Genomic DNA, 17,198 nt, shown 5'->3' with positions numbered 1-17,198 from the left:
TCATCCTTCCCCGTTTACGGGGAAGGGGGACCGCCGGCGAAGCCGGTGGTGGAAGGGGCGAGGCCCAAGCGGGGACGGCGCCGATTGATCCGTGATTGCGTGGACGGGTCAGCGCACGGCCCTCGCCCCCTCCACCACTTCGTGGTCCCCCTCCCCCGTCAACGGGGGAGGATGTTGGGCTACCGCAGGCTGGCGTTGATGTCCGACAGCGCCGCCGAGCCTGGGGTCAGGTCCGCGGTGTTCAGTTCGTTCAGCGGCGTCCGCGTCGTGCCGAGCGCGTCGTGCAGGTCTTCGGCTTCCGGGTCGACGTACAGCAGGCCGGTGACCACCTCGCCCGCCGCCGCCCGCTCCTGCAGGAAGCCCATGGCGCGGATGCGGTCCGTGGGGTCGTAGTCGGCGGCCAGCTTGCGCAGAGTCAGGACCGTGCCGTCGTGCTGCTCGACCTGGACGGTGGAGCCTTCCGAATAGTCCGCCGTGATCGGTGAGCGCCCAATCATCACGTCCAACCTGTTGACCGCCTCGTTGTGTTCGCGAACCCAGTCGAAGCTCTTGGTGCTGCCGGCGTGGTTGTTGAAGGCGATGCAGGGGCTGATGGTGTCGATGAAGGCGGCGCCCTTGTGGCGCAGGGCGGCCTTGATCAGGGGAACCAGCTGGGCCTTGTCGCCGGAGAAGCTGCGGGCGACGAAGGTGGCGCCCAGCTGCAGGGCCAGGCTGACCATGTCGATGGCGCTGTCATGGTTGACGACGCCCTTCTTGGACTTGCTGCCCTTGTCGGAGGTGGCGCTGAACTGGCCCTTGGTCAGGCCGTACACGCCGTTGTTCTCGACGATATAGGTCATGTTGACCCCGCGCCGGATGGAGTGGGCGAACTGGCCGAGACCAATGGAGGCGGAGTCGCCGTCGCCGCTGACGCCGAGATAAACGAGGCTGCGGTTGGCGAGGTTGGCGCCAGTCAGCACCGACGGCATGCGGCCGTGGACGGTGTTGAAGCCGTGGCTGGCGCCCAGGAAATAGTCCGGCGTCTTCGACGAGCAGCCGATGCCGCTGAGCTTGGCCAGGCGGTGGGGTTCGAGGTCGAGCTCGAAGCAGGCCTGGACGATGGCGGCGCTGATCGAGTCGTGGCCGCAGCCGGCGCAGAGGGTCGAGACCCGGCCCTCGTAGTCGCGGCGGGTGTAGCCGACGGCGTTGGGCTGCAGCGACGGGTGGGCGAATTTCGGCTTGGCGATGTAGGTCATTTGGCCATCTCGCTCTGGACCGGCGCGCCCATCAGGGCGGTGATTTCTTTGGTGATGAAGCGGGCGGTAATCGGCGCGCCTTCGTAGTGCAGAATCTTGACCAATCGGGCCGGATCGACCCCGCCCTCGGCCATCAGCAGCGTGCGCAGCTGGGCGTCGCGGTTCTGTTCGATGACGAAGACCAGATCATGCCGCTCGATGAAGTCGAACACCTCGCCCGGGAAGGGGAAGGCGCGGATGCGCAGGGCGTCGACGTAGAGACCCTGGGCTTCGAGCGCCGCCATGGCCTCGTCCATCGCCGGGCCAGTGGAGCCGTAGTGGATGACGCCGAAACGGGTGGGCTTGCCGGCCTTGGCTTCGATGGGCTGGGGCACGAGGCTCTTGGCGGTCTCGAACTTCCTGAGCAGGCGCTCCATGTTGTCGACATAGACCGCGCCCTCCTCGCTGTAGCGGGCGTAGCGGTCGCGGCTGGTGCCCCGGGTGAAGTAAGCGCCCTTGGACGGGTGCGTGCCCGGATAGGTGCGGAAGGGCACGCCGTCACCGTCGACGTCGAGATAGCGGCCGAAGTCGCGGCCGGCGTCGAGCATCTCGGCGGTCATGATCTTGCCGCGGTCGAGCTGTTTGGCGTCATCCCATTTGAAGGGCTCGGTCAGCCACTCGTTCATGCCCATGTCGAGGTCGAGCATGACGAAGATGGTGGTCTGCAAACGGTCGGCGAGGTCGAAGGCCATGGCCCCGAATTCGAAGCATTCGCCCGGGTCGCGGGGCAGCAGCAGGACGTGCTTGGTGTCGCCATGGCTGGCGTAGGCGGCGCTGAGGATGTCCGACTGCTGGGTGCGGGTCGGCATGCCGGTCGAGGGGCCGCCGCGCTGGACGTCAAAGATCACGGCCGGAATCTCGGCGAAGTAGCTGAGGCCGATGAACTCCTGCATCAGGCTGATGCCCGGGCCAGAGGTGCAGGTGAAGGCGCGGGCCCCGTTCCAGCCGGCGCCGACCACCATGCCGATCGAGGCGATCTCGTCCTCGGCCTGGACGATGGCGAACTTCGATTCACCGGTCTCCTTGTCGACCCGCAGCTTCTGGCACCAGTTGGTGAAGCTCTCGGCCAGGCTGGTCGAGGGCGTGATCGGGTACCAGGCGCAGACCGTCGCCCCGCCATAGACGGCGCCCAGACCGGCGGCGTCATTGCCCTCGATGAAGATACGGTCGCCGACGGCGTCGGCGGTCTTCACCTGCAGGCCGAGGGGTTTGAGGTTCTCGCGGGCGTAGGTGACGCCCATGTGGAAGGCCTCGATATTGGCCGGGATCAGCTTGGGCTTGGTCGCGAACTGTTCGGCCAGCAGGGTCTCGATGACCGTGTTCTCGATGCCGAGCAGATAGGCCAGCACGCCGATGTAGATGATGTTCTTGAACAGCTGGCGCTGGCGCGGGTCGCTGTAGGCGGTGTTGCAGATGCGCTGCAGCGGGGCGCCGATGACGGTGATGTCCGAGCGGAACTTGTCGGCCGGCATCGGCCGGGTGGAGTCGTAGAACAGGTAGCCGCCAGGTTCGATCTCGGCGACGTCCTTGTCCCAGGTCTGGGGGTTCATGGCGACCATCAGGTCGACCCCGCCCCGCCGGCCCATCCAGCCCTCGCCGCTGACGCGGACCTCGTACCAGGTTGGCAGGCCCTGGATGTTGGAGGGGAAGATGTTGCGGGCGGCGACGGGCACGCCGCTGCGCAGGATGGATTTGACGAACAGGCCGTTGGCGCTGGCCGAGCCGGAGCCGTTGACGTTGGCGAACTTGACGACGAAGTCGTTGACGGCAGTGATCGGCACTAGCGGCATCCCCCCGCTTGGGTGGTGTTGAGCAGGAACTTCTGCATGTCCCAGGCCCCGGTCGGACAGCGTTCCGCGCAAAGCCCGCAGTGCAGGCAGACGTCCTCGTCCTTGACCATCACACGGCCCGTCGGCAGGGCGCCGGAGACGTAGAGGTCCTGGGTGAGGTTCAGGGCCGGGGCCTTGAGCCGTTCCCGCAGGTCCGGCTCTTCGGCGTTGGCGGTGAAGGTGATGCAGTCGGTCGGACAGATGTCGACGCAGGCATCGCATTCGATACAGGCCGGGGCGCTGAACACCGTCTGGACGTCGCAGTTGAGGCAGCGCTGGGTCTCGGCGTAGGCGAGCTGTTCGTCGAAGCCGAGCTCGACCTCGTTCTTGATCGAGCTGAGCGCCAGGGTGGTCTCCATCAGCGGCACCTTGCGGCGCTCGTCGAGGGAGACGTCGTTGTCATACGACCACTCGTGGATGCCCATCTTCTGGGACGCCAGGGTGACGCCGGGCGGCGGGCGCAGGCTGACGTCCTGGCCCCGGCAGTAGAGGTCGATGGAGACAGCCGCCTCGTGACCGTGGGCGACGGCCCAGATGATGTTCTTGGGTCCAAAGGCGCTGTCGCCGCCGAAGAAGACCTTGGGGTTGGACGACTGGAAGGTGGTCTCGCCGACCACCGGCATGCCCCATTTGTCGAAGTCGAGCACATCGCGCTCGATCCAGGGGAAGCTGTTCTCCTGGCCGATGGCGACCAGGACGTCATCGCATTCGAAATGCTGGTCTGGCTCGCCGGTGGGCTTCAGCGCGCGGCGGCCATCCTCGCCGGTCTGCCAGCCGACCTTCTCGAACCAGACGCCGGTCAGTTTGCCGTTCTCGTGGGTGACGGACTTGGGGACCAGGAAGTTGAAGATCGGGATGCCTTCATGCATCGCGTCCTCCTTCTCCCACGGCGAGGCCTTCATCTCGTCGAAGCCGGAGCGGACGATGACCTTGACGTCCTCGCCGCCCAGACGGCGCGAGGTGCGGCAGCAGTCCATGGCTGTGTTGCCGCCGCCGAGCACGATGACCCGGCGGCCGATCTTCTCGATGTGGCCGAACGAGACGGACGACAGCCAGTCGATGCCGACGTGGATGTTGGCGGCGGCTTCAGCCCGTCCCGGCACGTCCAGATCGCGGCCGCGCGGGGCGCCGGTGCCGACGAAGATGGCGTCGTAGGACTCCTCCAGCATGGTTTTCAGGCTGGTGACTTCCTGGTTCAGCACCAGCCGGGGACCGAGCGCGGTGATGTAGCCGACTTCCTCGTCGATCACCTCTTCAGGCAGGCGGAAGCGCGGGATCTGGCTGCGGATCATGCCGCCGCCCTTCTGCTCGCGATCGTAGATGACGACCTTGTAGCCGAGCGGGGCGAGGTCGCGGGCCACGGTCAGGCTGGCGGGGCCGGCCCCGACGCAGGCGACGGTCTTGCCGTTCCACACCTCGTTGGGCGTCGGCATGCGGCCGTTCAGCTCGCCCTTGTTGTCGGCGGCGGCGCGCTTGAGGCGGCAGATGGCGACCGGCTCTTCTTCCACACGTCCGCGCCGGCAGGCCGGCTCGCAGGGACGGTCGCAGGTCCGCCCGAGGATCCCCGGGAAGACGTTGGACTTCCAGTTGACCATGTAGGCGTCAGCGTACCGACCCTGGGCGATCATCCGGATGTATTCGGGGACCGGGGTATGGGCCGGACAGGCCCACTGGCAATCGACCACTTTATGAAAGTAATCAGGCGACTCGATATTCGTCGGTTCCAACTCCGGAACGCTCCTCTTCCCCCGCTCCCGTGTCTGAGAGAAGAGACGAAGCCGCAACCGGGCGACCACGCCCTACGCCCGCACAGAGATGCACTTAAACAGACGTTAGACCCGCGAGTCGTGCCGGGACAAGGGGGAAAGGGCCCCGCGGGAAGCCTTATCGCCGCAGGGGGGAACGCCTCACTCTTCCGGGGGCGGCGCGCGCGACGTCATGCCGGAAGAGGCGGCATCGTCGGCGATCTGGTCGTCGGTGTCGGGATCGATTCCCGGCGAGGGCTCGCGCGGGGCCGGCGCCCTGGTTTCCGCCTTCGGCGTCGGGGCCGGCAAGGCCGGCGCCGCGGGTGCGATCTCCTGGGCGCTCTCGGCGGCCTCGTCGGCGGCCGTGCGCGGATCGAAGTCGCCGCTGGTCTCGCGGCTCATGAAGGCCAGCACGGCCAGGGTTGCCGCCACCCCGATGAGGAAGCCGACCACACCCCAGAAGAAACCACCGCCACCACGCTTCTCAGCCATCTTTTAGGTTCCTTGCCAGGTGCGCACCCGGCCAATGTCCAGGTGAACGAATCCGCTGTCGGCATAATAGCCGACGCCGCCGCCTTTCAAGGCCAGGGCCGCGTCTCTGAAAGCGGTCAGGGCAACGTCGTTGAGACGCACGTCCATGGCCTTGCCCTCCATATGCATCGACTTGGTCGCCACCTCGCTCTTGCCGTTGGCCTGGGCGCTGCGGTCCTGCAGCGCGGCGTTGGTCACCGGCGAGCGGAAGGCGGAGATGATTCGGTAGGGCTCGGTCGAGTTGAACTGGGTCTGCAGGGTGAAGAGGATGTCCAGCAGCCGCACGTCGATCGGATGCTCCTCGGTCGAGCGGAAGTCGCGCAGCAGCTTCTTGATGCTCATCAGCCCGTCCCAGACGTAGCCGCCGTCCTTCCAGTAGGTGACATCGAGCTCTTCGCCCGTGTGCAGATGTCGGAAGGCCAGCCGGCGGGCCCCTTCCGGCGGCGGCCGGATCGGGGTGGGCGCGAGATTGAGGTCATCGGCGCTGACCGGCTCGCCAGGCGGTTCTTCCTGGGCGACGGCGGGGCGGGCCAGGAGGCCCACAGAGGCCGCCGCCAGCAGGCCCGGCCCGGCCTTCAGCAGGGTCCGGCGGTCGGTCACGCAACCGTCCCCTGCGCCGCCAGGCGCTGCATCAGCAGGGTGTCCCAGCCATAGGGGTCGGAGCGGAAGTTGACGCCGCCGTCGGCGGTCACCCAGGAGGTCCAGTAGAGCAGGAAGACCTCGACGGGCTGCTGAACCGTGGCGCGGGTGGTCTTGCCGCCGGCGATGGTCGCGTCGATCTGTTCGGGGGTCCAGTAGGGGTCGCCCGCCAGCACGTGACGGGCCAGCGCCATCGGCTTTTCAAGCCGCACACAGCCGTGGCTGGCCAGGCGGCTGTAGCTGGCGAACCGGCCCTTGGACGGCGTGTCGTGCAGGTAGACGGCATAGCGATTGTTGAAATCGAACTTGATCAGGCCCAGCGCGCTGCCCGGACCCGGCGCCTGCTGCAGGCCGCCGCTCTCGGTGATGCGGAAGCCGTTGGCGGCGAGATAGCCGCGCCCCTTGGGGAGCAGCTCGTTCCTGGCGATGCCGGCGGGCACGTTCCACGGCGGATTGAGCACAATGCTGTGGATGGACGAGCGCAGCATCGGGGTTTCCGACCCCGGCTTGCCGGTCACGGCCCGCATCGACATCGTCGCCTCGTCGCCCTCGAAAACCGTCAGCACGGCGGCGGCGATATTCACCTGAATGCGGTGCTCGGGCAGCGACTGTGGCAGCCAGCGCCAGCGCTCCATGTTGGCCAGGATCTGGTCGAGGCGGCGCTCGACCGGGACGTTGAGCTGGACGCGCAGCCCGGCGGTGAAGACGCCGGTCGGGTTCTGGCCGAAGCGGCGCTGGGCGCGCTGAACGGCCTCGGTGAGTTCTTGGTTGTAGATCGGGGTGGCCGCGGTCCCGGCCGGGGCGCCGGGCGGAACCATGGCGACCGACAGGGGCGCCGCCCTGTCTTCCTGGGCCAGGCGGGCGCGGAGCAGTTCGACCATCGGGCCGACGGCGCCGGGCTTGAGGTCCATCTCCGGCAGCGGGGTGAAGCCGCCAGCGGCCTGGATCTCGCGATACTGGACGAGGCCCTTCTGCAGAAGCTGATAGCCGGTGTAGGGCGGCGGCAGGCCGTTTAGCCAGGCCTGGACGCGGTTGTTGGCGACGGCGGCCGCCAGCCCGGGAGCCGGGTCGAAGGCTTCGGGACGCAGGCCCCAGTCGTCGCGGAAGGCCGACTCCGGCAGGCGGCCGGAATGCACGGCTTTGGCGTAGCGCAGGGTGGCGGCGACGAGGGCGGCATTGTCGGTCCCGCGCGGCGTGAAGGCGCCCGGCGCGAAACCGTGGGCCGAGGCGTTGTCGAGCACGCGCCGCATCTGGGCGGCCTGATCCGGACTGGGATTGATCGGGCCAGGCGCGGCCGGACCGCGCAAAGACTGAGCCGCCGCCGGGCCCAGCGCCGAAAGCGCCGCCAGCCCCAGGAAGATACTCGCGACCGCCCCGATCCTACGCCCCATCGACACCGAAATAGACCCCATCCATAGCCATCGCTCAAACGTTAACGCACGTTCTCCCGGAAGGCGCCATGGTGACTCCTGATACGCGAGCGCGCGGTTCCATGATTTGGTGATATGCGGCGTTCCGGCAACGGTTGGAGAGGGGCGAGACATGCGGAAGCTTCTGTTGGGGGCGGTGTTCGCGGCGCTGCTGGCCGGGGCCGCGGGAGCGGCCGAACCGGAGAAGCTGCTGAGCGCCACCCTGCCCTCCGGCGGCGAGGGCGGCGGACGGCTGATCCGCACGGCTGAGGGCCTGGCCCTGCTGGACCTGAAGGGCCTCACGCCTTTGGAAGGCCGCCGGGCGGCGAGCCGCTGGAACAGCGATCTGGTGACGCCGGTCGAGCCCGGACAGCGCTGGATCCTGGGGGTCGAGAAGCCGCGCACCGGCGGCTTCATGGAGCCGCAGAAGCGCGGGCCGCTGCGGCTGGGCGACCTCAACGCGGCGACGACGTTTCCGGACGTGAAGCCCCTCTATCTGCACATGGCCGCCTGGCCCTATGCGGCGGCGGACGGGCCGGACGGCAGCCTCTTGATGGTGCTCTGGGCCAAGGCTCCGCCCTTCGTCACCGAGCCCGGCTACAAACTGGTGCTTTGGTCGCCGACGGCCCCGGCCAAGGTCGCCGATTGGCCCGAGGCCTGGCGCGACATCGGCCAGGGACAGCTTTTGGCCGATGGCCAGGGCGGCTGGCGGCTGCTGACCAAGCTTGGCGAGGAGGCCTGCGGGCGCAGCGCCGGGGTGGCGGTGCTGGCCATCTCGGCAGACCTGACGGTGTCCGAAGGCGAGAAGCTCTGCCTGCCCGCCGCCTATACGGCCTTCACCTCGGAGGTGCTGGCCGGGGTCGCCACACCGACCGGCCCGGTCTGGTTCGTCAGCGGCAAGTCGGCGGGCGCCCATCGCCTGGCGCGGATCAACGTCACCGCCGCCGGGCTGAAGTCCAAACCCCTGGCCGAACTGCCGGCCGGCGAGGTGGCCTCGACGGCCTATGATCCGGCCAGCGGCGATCTCTATGTCGCCCAGGATAACGGGGCGCGGCTGACCCGCATCGACGCCAGGGGCAAGACCACGGACGTCGACCTGCCGGCCCCCAACTGCGATGGTGGCAAGGCTGGCGGCAAACGCTCCGCCAGCCTTGCGACGCTCGACGGCCGGGTTCACCTGGCCGTGACGGCGGGGTCGTGCGTGAATGTGTGGCGCTTCTGATCGCCCCACTCCGTCGTCATCCTCGGCCTTATGCCGAGGACCCATTGGCAAGCCGCCGCGAGCCGCGAAGGACTTGCTTCCACTGCGCCGCGCCTCTCTTGCGATCGGGCACGCTGAAAAACGGGTCCTCGGCACAAGGCCGAGGATGACGAGGGTGGAGATAGGCTGCGTCAGCGGGTCCCGTACAGCCGGTCGCCGGCGTCTCCGATGCCCGGCCGGATGAAGCCCTGTGCATCCAGCTCGCGGTCAATCGCGGCGCACCAGATGTGGACGCCCGGATGATCGCCCTGCAGGCGGGCGATCCCTTCGGGACAGGTCAGGATGCAGACGAAGGAGAGGTCCGAGGCGCCCTGCTCCTTCAGCCGCTCGACGGCGGCGCTGGCGGTGCCGCCGGTGGCCAGCAGCGGATTGATGACGATGACCTGACGTTCGGACATCGTCTCTGGGGTCTTCAGATAGTACTCGACCGCCACCATCGTCGTGGGGTCGCGGTAGAGGCCGATGTGGGCGACGCGGGCGCTGGGGACCAGGCTGAGCATACCCTCCAGCATCCCCTCCCCGGCCCGCAGGATGGGGGCGAAGACCAGCTTCTTTCCGGCGATCTGCGGCGCGCTGGTGGTTTCGAACGGCGTTTCGACCGGGCTGTTCTCGAGGGCCAGGGTGCGGGTGGCCTCGTAGCAGAGCAGGGTCGAGATCTCGCGCATGATCTCGCGGAAGGTCTTGGTCGAGGTGTCCTTGTCCCGCAGCCGGGTCAGCTTGTGCTGGACCAGCGGGTGATCGACGACGGTGACGCCCTTCATGGGGTGCTCCTAAAAGACGGTGCCATCGCTGACGATGTTGAGGGGCGGACCGCCATCGTCGCGGCGCTCCTTCGCGAGGATGCGGCCGGTGGCCCAGGTCCCGCCTTCGAGCACGCGGGCGAGCGGGAAGTCGGCTTCCGCCACGCCGAGGCGTTCGCGGACCATAGGGGCGATGCGGTCGAGCAGGGCGATGGTCAGGCTGCGCCAGCCGACGATCAGGGGACGCGACACGTCCTGGCTGAGATGCTGCTGGGCGGGGTCTTTCAGGAGCAAGACACCGCCGTCCATGAACAGGCCGCCGTTACGGTATTCGGCCAGGCCGGTGAGGCCGTCGATGTCGTGGACGACGATGCCGGCCTCTTCGAGCGGCTCGATCAGGCTGTAGGCCAGCCACTGGCTGAGCTTGTGGATCGGCACGAGGTTGTTGGTGGGGTCGTCGCGGACGATGGCCGGGTGGCGCCAGGTGTCGCCGAGCGGCAGGCCGCCGAGCGTCAGGCGGTGGCGCCAGATGGGGCCGAGGGCTTCCAGCAGGACTTCGAGGATGATCGGAGCGGGCAGGCGGCCATCCGTGGCGCGGGCGGCGATGGCGTCGAACAGGCCGCCCGGGCGGGGGCTGTCCTTGAGGCCGAACAGGTCCGGGCGGGTGGCGGCCTGGTCGCCCAGGCGGCGCAGCAGGTCGGCGCGACCATCGAGGCCGAGCAGCGGGTTGCTCTCGGTGACCTGGAAGCCCTTGGCCAGTTGCTTGGTGGTCAGGGCCGAGAGGTTGTCGGCCCGCAGGGGATCGGGGCCGGTGGAGAAGGCGCCGGACTCGAACAGGCGCAGACTGGCGACGGCCAGACCTTCGGAGCGGGTGGTGATCGTGCCGGTGGCGCGGTCTTCGAAGGACCAGGCCGGGCCGGCGCCGGCGTCGAGCAGGACGCTGGTGATGGCGAGATCGAAGGCGGCGCGGGCGCGGTGGGCGGCATCGACCCAGTCGTTGCGGCTGGACAGCTGGGCCCAGAGATCGGTTCCGCCGACCACGAAGTGACGCCAGCGGGCGTGGAACGGCACCTGCAGCGACGGGTACTGGCTGCGGATGACGGCGGCGACGCGGTCGGCGACGGGGTCGAGGCGGGCCAGATCCACGCGCCAGTCAGTGAGGTCGCCGTCGAGGGCGAGGGACAGCATCTCATGGGCCCGCGACCGAACGGCGGCGGGGGTGAGGAGCGACTGGGCGGCTTCGAGTTCGGTCATTTCATCTCTGGTGTTCCTTCTCCCGCTTGTCGGGAGAAGGTGGCGGCGAAGCCGACGGATGAGGGCAGCGCCGGCTTATGGAAGGTGACTGTCGGCGCCAGAACGAGGGGCCCCGGATGGGCCGGCGCTGCCCTCACCCGACCCCCTTCGGGGGCCACCCTCTCCCGACGAGCGGGAGAGGGAACCCGTTGCTTCAGCGCTAGAACTTGTCCAGGCCCCGCCCGACCACCTTGCTCAGTTCCTCGGCGCTGGGGGCGCCTTCGGGGGTGTAGTAGCCGGCGGCCTTCTTGGCTTCCATCTCGACGCTGGCGTCGTCGGGCACCAAGTAGTCCGGGATCGGCACGCGTTCGCCGATCTCGATGCCGCCATGGGCCAGGGCGTCGTACTTCATGTTCGACATCGAGACGAAGCGGTCGATCTTCCTGATGCCCAGCCAGTGGATGATGTCGGGCATCAGCTGCTGGAAACGGGCGTCCTGCACCCCGGCGACACATTCGGTGCGCTCGAAGTAGGTGGCCGCCTGGTCGCCGCCGGGCTGGCGCTTGCGGGCGTTGTAGACGAGGAACTTGGTCACCTCGCCGAGCGCCCGGCCTTCCTTGCGGTTATAGACGATCAGGCCCGAGCCGCCGTTCTGGGCCTCCTGCACGCACTCCTCGATACCGTGCGTGAGGTAGGGGCGGCAGGTGCAGATGTCGGAGCCGAAGACGTCCGAGCCGTTGCACTCGTCGTGCACGCGGCAGGTCAGGCGCTTGTCGCCGCGACCGATGAAGGCCGGGTCGCCGAAGATGTAGAGGGTGATGCCGCCGATCGGGGGCAGGAAGACCTTGAGGTCCGGCCGGGTGACCAGCTCGGGATACATACCGCCGGTCTGTTCGAACAGGGTGCGGCGCAGCTGGGTTTCCTCGACATCGAACCGCTCGGCGATGCCGGGCAGGTACCAGACCGGGTCGATGGCCGCCTTGGTGACCGCCACGTCGTGGCTTTCGTGGACGATGTCACCGTCGATCTTCAGCCGGCCGGCGTTGATCGCCTCGGTGATCTCCGGAAGGTTCAGCCGCGCCTTGGTGATGGCGATGGTCGGCCGGATATCGACGCCCTCGGCGATCAGGCCACCGAAATCCTGGGCCACCCGGTGGCCCCAGGGGTCGAGGCTGACGATCTTCTCGGCGTTCAGCCACTGATCGTGCGGACCGATTTCGACGACCGGCGAGGTGTCGGTCAGGTCGGGGCGGACCAGCGGGTTCATGGCGCCCGAAGAAATGGCCAGCGCCCGATAGACGCTGTAGGCGCCGCCGTGGGCGCCGATGGCGTTGCGATCGACGCCGGAATTGACGGTGGCCACCACCGGTCCGCGTTCCTGCGCGGTGGGGGCTCCCCAGGTCAGGGGGAAACGGCTCGCGCCGCCGACGCCCGGGTGGGACGTCAGACGAATGTGACCTTGACGATTAAGGGACATGCTCAGTTGGCCCGTGGGCTCTCCAGAAACGAAAAAGCCCCCGCCGGTTTTCGCCGGCAGGGGGCCTTTGAGCGGAGATAGTGGTGCGGAACCGTATTCTTGGCAAGAGGGGGCCTCGGAGGGCCGAATACCGGCGCCTAGTCGCGTGTCAGTTCGAACAGGCGGTTGTCATCTTCGCGAACCTCGACGGCGAGGTGGGCCATGGATTCATCCAGCCGCGCCTGGGCCATTTCACGGGCGCGATCCTCGTCGATCGCATCCACGAGTTGAAGAGTCGGCACACTGTACCGGCTATCATGAATGTAAAACGAAAATATACGCAAGGGTAGCTCCCCAAAATGGGAAAAGCGGGAGCACGGGAGTCTCTCAGGCGACGGATGCAAACTGTGCCGCCGCTGAGGACAGTCTAATACAGATTGTCGCCATTACCTAATTCTCAACATTCACGCTTTGGATACCACAACTATACTGTCGGATAGCCGACATTTTGCATGACTTGACCGGCGACGGTCTGGCGGGCGAAATCCTTGTTCCGACTGGAGTTTCCTTGATGTCCGACCTCGACGCCTTCATCGCCGGCCTGCCCAAGGCCGAACTGCATCTGCACATCGAAGGCAGCCTGGAGCCCGAGCAGATGTTCGAGTTCGGTCGTCGCAACCGCGTCGACATGCCGTTCAAGTCGGTGGAGGACGTGCGGGCGGCCTATGAGTTCTCCAACCTGCAGGACTTCCTGGACATCTACTACCAGGGGGCCGGCGTGCTGCAGACCGAGGAAGACTTCCACGATCTGGCGGTGGCCTATTTCGACCGGCTGGCGGCCGACGGCGGGGTCCATGCCGAGATCTTCTTCGACCCCCAGACCCACACCGACCGCGGCCTGCCGTTCAGCGTCGCCGCCGACGGCCTGCTGGCCGGGATGCGCACGGCGGAGACAAAGCACGGGATCAGCAGCAAGCTGATCCTCTGTTTCCTGCGCCACCTTGAAGAGGACGCGGCCTTCGACACCCTGCGCGCGGCCGAGCCGTACCTGGACCGTATCGCCGGCGTCGGCCTCGACAGCTCGGAAGTCGGCCATCCGCCGTCGAAGTTCGCGAACGTCTACAAGGCGGCCGGCGAGCGGGGCCTGCTCAAGGTCGCCCACGCCGGCGAGGAAGGGCCGCCGGAGTATGTCTGGGAGGCGTTGGACCTCCTCAAGGTCGACCGTATCGACCACGGCAACCGCAGCCTGGAGGACGCCGCCCTGACCGCGCGGCTGGCGGCGATGGACATGACCCTGACCGTCTGCCCGCTGTCGAACCACAAGCTGTGCGTGGTCGAGGACATGACCAGGCATCCCCTCAAGCGGATGCTGGACCTTGGCCTCCACGCCACCATCAACAGTGACGATCCGGCCTATTTCGGCGGCTATGTCGGCGACAACTACCGGGCGGTGGCGGGCTCGCTGGGGCTGACGAAGGAGGAACTGGTTCTGCTGGCGCGGAACAGCTTCACCGGCAGCTTCCTCGACGAGGAACGGGTGGCGCTGCACCTGCAGGCTATCGACGCCTACGTGGCGGCGAATTGATCACTTCCCCTGCTGTTTTTTGGGGCGCGCGCGAGAAAAGGGCCGCCCAATAGGACGGCCCTTCCCTTCACAGGGATCGCCGGCGGTTAGCCGGTGATGCGGTAGCGGCCGCGACGGTCGGGGCAGACCCGGACGTAGCGGTAGTCGCTGCGGCCGCCGTACTCGGTCGGCGCGACGGCCAGCCGGCAACGGTTGTTGATGTACCAGCTACGGTCATAGCGCCCGCTGCGCTCGCCGGAGCGATAGCGCGGCTCGCGGTACTCGTAGGTCTGGGCGTAGGTGTAGTAGTAGCCGTCGTCGTCGCAGTCGGCGACCTTGTCGCCGATGTTGGCGCCGATGGCCCCGCCGACCAGGGCGCCGAGCACGGTGCCTTCGGTCTGGCTGTTGGTGGCGGCGACATTGTTGCCGATGGCGGCGCCGGCCAGGGCGCCGATCAGGCCGCCGACCACCTTGCTGCGGTCCTCGCGGCGTTCACAGCGCTCGTCGCGCCAGTCGGCGTAATAGTCGCGGCCGCCACGGTCGTTGCCATAGCCGCCGCGATCGTTGCCGTAACCACCGGCGGTGCGGCCATCGGGATCATAGCGCCAGTCGCCGTAGCGACGGACATAGGCGCCGTAGCCGTTGCGGCGGTCATATTCGGCGCGGTCGCGTTCCCACTGGGCGCGGCGCTGCTCGTAGTCCGCGCGGCGCTGCTGATAGCTGGCCTGGCGCTGCTGGTACGCCGCTTCGCGTTGCTGCCACTCGCGGCGAGCCGCCTCGTATTCCTGCTGCTCGCGGCGGTAGTCTTCCTGCTGGTCCAGCCATTGCTCATAGGTCTGGGCCGGAGTCGGCGCGGGGGCCGGCGTCGCACGGCGGTATTGCGCCAGGGCGGTGGCCGGGATGGCCGTGCTCGCCACCAGGATGCTGGCGAGCGCGATGGTGATGGTCTTTTTGGATTTCATTGGTCTTGCTCCAGGCGGTTCCCAGGCGGCATGACGCCGCCCCCTGCGGACCTCCCCGTCCCGGGGTCCGATGGGCTTCAAACGCCTCGATAACCAAGCGGTTGCCGCCCCCCTGAAATGGGGCGAACAGCGTGATCCCAGGACTACAGCAGGGCGTCGCGGGTCGGCAGGCCAAGCAGCACCCGGCCGGCCAGCTCGAACACCGACGGGGCGACCATGATGTGGTGGGTCATCACATGGGCGTCGCGGAACCGCCGTTGCAGCGGGCTGTCCAGGAAGACCGCCGCCCCGCCGCCCAGGTCATAGACCCGGCGGGTCGCCTCGGCGCAGGCCTGGGCGGCGTGGGCGCAGGCCAGGCGCAGGTTGGCTCGGTCGGTGATCGGGATCGGACCGCCGGTCTGGACGGCCCGCCAGAGGGTGGCGATGGTCTCGAAGTAGCGGGCCCGGGCGGCCTCGACCAGGCCGCTGACCTGGGCGAACTCCGACTGCACGACATTGCGTTCGGCCAGGGTGCGGCGGGAGCCCTGGCTGGTGCTCGACTGCGCAATGGCGGCGAAGTCGGCCAGGGCGCCGCGGGCGTTGCCGATCGCCACGGCGGCGATGCCCATGGCCAGCATGCAGAAGGCCGGAAAGCGGAAGACCGCCGCGCCGGCCAGCGGCGGATCCGAATGCAGGGCGACCGAACGGCCCTTGGGGACGAGGACATCCTTGACCGCGAAGTCGAGGCTGCCGGTGCCGCAGAGGCCGGAAGTGCGCCAGGTGTCGATGAACTCGACCTGATCGGCCGGAAACAGCATCATCCGGTGCAGGGGCTCGCCGCCCTCGTCGAGCTGAGGACCGCCCTCCCCCATCAGCACCGCGCCGCCGGCCACCCACTGGGCATTCTGCGACCCACTGCCCCACTTCCATCGGCCCGAAACCCGCCAATGATCGCCCGCGTCGATGGCCCGGCCCATGGGGGCGAAGACGCCGGCCGCCAGGGTGTTCGGATCGCCGAACACTTCCTTGGCATGCTCGGGGCTGAGGCGGGCCGACATCATCGCCGTGGTGGCGGCGATCATCAGGCACCAGCCGGAGGAGGCGTCGCCCTCGGCCAGGGTCTCGATCGCCCGGGCGACGGTGAAGGGGTCGGACTGCAGTCCGCCGAGGTCAGCCGGGACCAGCATGCGCAGCAGGCCCGAACCGCTGAGCGCCTGGGCAAGATCCGGCGGAAAACGGCGGGCCTGCTCGATCTCGTCGGCGCGGGGACGAACCTGGTCGCGCAGACCTTCGGCGAGGGCAATGGGGTCCATGGTCACCCCTTCAGCCGCCAGAGGGCGGCGAGGTTGTTGCGTTGCATGTTGGAGCTGCCACCGACGATGGGCATGGACAGCAGGTCGCGGACATTGCGTTCGATGTCGTAGTCGGCGCTCAGGGCGTAGGCCCCCATGACCTTCTGGCAGGCCAGGGCGATCTCGACGACGGTCTCGCCGATGAACAGCTTGGCCATGCTGGTTTCGGCGGCGCAGGGCTTGCCCTCGTTGGCAAGATTGGCGGCGTGATCGAGCACCAGGCGACAAGCCTCGAGCTTGGTCTTCGCATCGACCAGGGCGTGTCGCACCGCCTGGTGGCCGCTGATGACCTTGCCGAACTGCTCGCGGGTCTGGGCGTAGTCCCAGGCCTCCTCCAGCGCCGCCTGGGCCAGGCCGAAGGCGCAGGCGCTGATCTCCAGCTTCTCGATATCCAGGGCCCGGCCGGCCAGCATGCTCCAGCCGCGATTCCACTTCTCCTCGCCGCCGACGATGGCCGAGGCGGGCAGGCGCACCCCGTCGAAGTGGACGTCCGAGGAGAGGGTGTAGCGCAGGTTCACATGGTCGATGGGGGTGATGGTCACCCCCGGCGCCTTGGTCGGGATCAGCACGAAACTCAGCCCCTGACGGGCCGGCGCCTCGGGGTCGGAGCGGACCAGGCAGTAGATGTAGTCGGAAAAATCGGCGCCGGTGCACCAGCGCTTGGCCCCGTCGATGACGATCTCGCCCTCCTCGCGGCGGGCCCGGGTGGTCACCGCCGAGAGGTCGCCGCCGACATCGGGCTCGGAGAGGCCATAGGCGAAGATCAACTCGCCTTTGGCCAGGCGCGGGAGGAGGTCCGCCTTCTGGACGGTCGAGCCGTTCTCGAGGATGTTCATGCCCCCGTAGAAGGCGCACTGGATGAAGGGCCCGGCCAGGAAAGACCCCGCCCGGCATAGCTCCTCGATGGCGGCGACGGCGGCGAGGATATCGGGGCCGGAGCCGCCGTATTCCTCCGGCACGGTCAGGCCGCAGAGCCCCATGGCGGCCAGTTCGGCATAGAGGTCGCGCGGGAAGGTATGGGTGCGGTCCCACTCGCGGCGCTTTTCGCGCGGGGCCTTGTCGGCGACGAAGCGCTGCAGCTGAGACCGAAGTTGGCGGACGTGGTCGGGTTCGATGCTCACGATCCTTCTCCCGCTTGTCGGGAGAAGGTGGCGGCGAAGCCGACGGATGAGGGCAGCACCGGCCCATGCAGGTTAGCTGAGAGCAATCGGCCAGCGACGGCGC

15 protein-coding genes are annotated in these 17,198 nt (G+C 68.1%); 2 read left to right on the top strand and 13 right to left on the bottom strand.

Annotation, left to right across the window (positions count from 1 at the left end):
- Positions 1-179: 179 nt before the first annotated feature.
- The 6 genes from O5I81_RS04985 to O5I81_RS04960 all read right to left on the bottom strand — a co-directional run bounded on the left by O5I81_RS04985 (position 180) and on the right by O5I81_RS04960 (position 7,409).
- Positions 180-1,235 (bottom strand): 2-oxoacid:ferredoxin oxidoreductase subunit beta, encoded by a 1,056-nt coding sequence (locus O5I81_RS04985; RefSeq protein ID WP_271067848.1) that lies wholly within the window; start codon positions 1,233-1,235, stop codon positions 180-182.
- Positions 1,232-3,055: a 2-oxoacid:acceptor oxidoreductase subunit alpha gene (locus O5I81_RS04980; RefSeq protein WP_271067847.1), complete on the bottom strand. Its 1,824-nt coding sequence runs from the start codon at positions 3,053-3,055 to the stop codon at positions 1,232-1,234. The genes O5I81_RS04985 and O5I81_RS04980 overlap by 4 nt, the downstream gene beginning before the upstream one ends.
- Complete coding sequence (locus O5I81_RS04975; RefSeq protein ID WP_271067846.1) at positions 3,055-4,788, bottom strand: FAD-dependent oxidoreductase; 1,734 nt, start codon at positions 4,786-4,788, stop codon at positions 3,055-3,057. The genes O5I81_RS04980 and O5I81_RS04975 overlap by 1 nt, the downstream gene beginning before the upstream one ends.
- A 222-nt stretch (positions 4,789-5,010) precedes the next feature.
- Positions 5,011-5,340: a hypothetical protein gene (locus O5I81_RS04970; RefSeq protein WP_271067845.1), complete on the bottom strand. Its 330-nt coding sequence runs from the start codon at positions 5,338-5,340 to the stop codon at positions 5,011-5,013.
- Positions 5,341-5,343: 3 nt separating this feature from the next.
- Complete coding sequence (locus tag O5I81_RS04965; protein ID WP_271067844.1) at positions 5,344-5,979, bottom strand: DUF882 domain-containing protein; 636 nt, start codon at positions 5,977-5,979, stop codon at positions 5,344-5,346.
- The gene (locus tag O5I81_RS04960; protein WP_271067843.1) at positions 5,976-7,409 is read right to left on the bottom strand and encodes a L,D-transpeptidase family protein; all 1,434 of its coding nucleotides are present in this window, start codon (positions 7,407-7,409) and stop codon (positions 5,976-5,978) included. Before O5I81_RS04960 ends, O5I81_RS04965 begins: the two co-directional genes overlap by 4 nt.
- Before the next feature lie 151 nt (positions 7,410-7,560).
- Here O5I81_RS04960 and O5I81_RS04955 point away from each other — a divergent pair, with 151 nt between their 5' ends.
- Positions 7,561-8,649 carry a hypothetical protein gene (locus O5I81_RS04955; RefSeq protein WP_271067842.1) on the top strand — a complete coding sequence of 363 codons (1,089 nt, stop codon included), beginning with the start codon at positions 7,561-7,563 and terminating at the stop codon, positions 8,647-8,649.
- 170 nt (positions 8,650-8,819) lie between these two features.
- Here O5I81_RS04955 and upp read toward each other — a convergent pair whose 3' ends face one another.
- The 4 genes from upp to O5I81_RS04935 all read right to left on the bottom strand — a co-directional run bounded on the left by upp (position 8,820) and on the right by O5I81_RS04935 (position 12,401).
- Entirely contained in the window at positions 8,820-9,449 is a 630-nt protein-coding gene (gene upp, locus O5I81_RS04950) for a uracil phosphoribosyltransferase (RefSeq protein WP_271067841.1), read from the bottom strand.
- Positions 9,450-9,458: 9 nt separating this feature from the next.
- Positions 9,459-10,682: a DUF1688 family protein gene (locus O5I81_RS04945; protein WP_271067840.1), complete on the bottom strand. Its 1,224-nt coding sequence runs from the start codon at positions 10,680-10,682 to the stop codon at positions 9,459-9,461.
- Between the two features lie 199 nt (positions 10,683-10,881).
- A complete protein-coding gene (locus tag O5I81_RS04940; RefSeq protein ID WP_271067839.1) occupies positions 10,882-12,138 on the bottom strand; it encodes a GTP cyclohydrolase II in 1,257 nt (418 codons plus the stop codon).
- A gap of 137 nt (positions 12,139-12,275) precedes the next feature.
- Positions 12,276-12,401 (bottom strand): hypothetical protein, encoded by a 126-nt coding sequence (locus tag O5I81_RS04935; protein WP_271067838.1) that lies wholly within the window; start codon positions 12,399-12,401, stop codon positions 12,276-12,278.
- 287 nt (positions 12,402-12,688) lie between these two features.
- On the opposite strand from O5I81_RS04935, the gene O5I81_RS04930 reads away from it, so the two are divergent.
- A complete protein-coding gene (locus O5I81_RS04930) occupies positions 12,689-13,702 on the top strand; it encodes an adenosine deaminase (protein WP_271067837.1) in 1,014 nt (337 codons plus the stop codon).
- An 86-nt stretch (positions 13,703-13,788) separates the two neighbouring features.
- Here the strand turns inward: O5I81_RS04930 and O5I81_RS04925 are convergent, their stop codons facing one another.
- From O5I81_RS04925 to O5I81_RS04915, 3 genes are all read right to left on the bottom strand, one after another.
- Positions 13,789-14,643, bottom strand: coding sequence for a glycine zipper 2TM domain-containing protein (locus O5I81_RS04925; RefSeq protein WP_271067836.1), 855 nt, complete (start codon positions 14,641-14,643; stop codon positions 13,789-13,791).
- Between the two features lie 143 nt (positions 14,644-14,786).
- The gene (locus tag O5I81_RS04920) at positions 14,787-15,935 is read right to left on the bottom strand and encodes an acyl-CoA dehydrogenase family protein (protein ID WP_271067835.1); all 1,149 of its coding nucleotides are present in this window, start codon (positions 15,933-15,935) and stop codon (positions 14,787-14,789) included.
- A 2-nt stretch (positions 15,936-15,937) separates the two neighbouring features.
- Entirely contained in the window at positions 15,938-17,095 is a 1,158-nt protein-coding gene (locus O5I81_RS04915) for an acyl-CoA dehydrogenase family protein (protein ID WP_271067834.1), read from the bottom strand.
- Positions 17,096-17,198 lie beyond the last annotated feature (103 nt).

This window comes from Caulobacter sp. NIBR1757 (assembly GCF_027912495.1).
Classification (GTDB): Bacteria; Pseudomonadota; Alphaproteobacteria; order Caulobacterales; family Caulobacteraceae; genus Caulobacter.
Note: the sequence above shows the minus strand (reverse complement) of the source record. Positions and strands in the feature narration are given on the sequence as shown.

Excerpts from the sequence above, each read along its gene's own strand:
- O5I81_RS04985 (WP_271067848.1), bottom strand. The coding sequence starts at position 1,235 with ATGACCTACATCGCCAAGCCGAAATTCGCCCACCCGTCGCTGCAGCCC.
- O5I81_RS04970 (WP_271067845.1), bottom strand. The coding sequence starts at position 5,340 with ATGGCTGAGAAGCGTGGTGGCGGTGGTTTCTTCTGGGGTGTGGTCGGC.
- O5I81_RS04960 (WP_271067843.1), bottom strand. The coding sequence starts at position 7,409 with ATGGGGCGTAGGATCGGGGCGGTCGCGAGTATCTTCCTGGGGCTGGCG.
- O5I81_RS04955 (WP_271067842.1), top strand. The coding sequence starts at position 7,561 with ATGCGGAAGCTTCTGTTGGGGGCGGTGTTCGCGGCGCTGCTGGCCGGG.
- upp (WP_271067841.1), bottom strand. The coding sequence starts at position 9,449 with ATGAAGGGCGTCACCGTCGTCGATCACCCGCTGGTCCAGCACAAGCTG.
- O5I81_RS04945 (WP_271067840.1), bottom strand. The coding sequence starts at position 10,682 with ATGACCGAACTCGAAGCCGCCCAGTCGCTCCTCACCCCCGCCGCCGTT.
- O5I81_RS04940 (WP_271067839.1), bottom strand. The coding sequence starts at position 12,138 with ATGTCCCTTAATCGTCAAGGTCACATTCGTCTGACGTCCCACCCGGGC.
- O5I81_RS04930 (WP_271067837.1), top strand. The coding sequence starts at position 12,689 with ATGTCCGACCTCGACGCCTTCATCGCCGGCCTGCCCAAGGCCGAACTG.
- O5I81_RS04925 (WP_271067836.1), bottom strand. The coding sequence starts at position 14,643 with ATGAAATCCAAAAAGACCATCACCATCGCGCTCGCCAGCATCCTGGTG.
- O5I81_RS04920 (WP_271067835.1), bottom strand. The coding sequence starts at position 15,935 with ATGGACCCCATTGCCCTCGCCGAAGGTCTGCGCGACCAGGTTCGTCCC.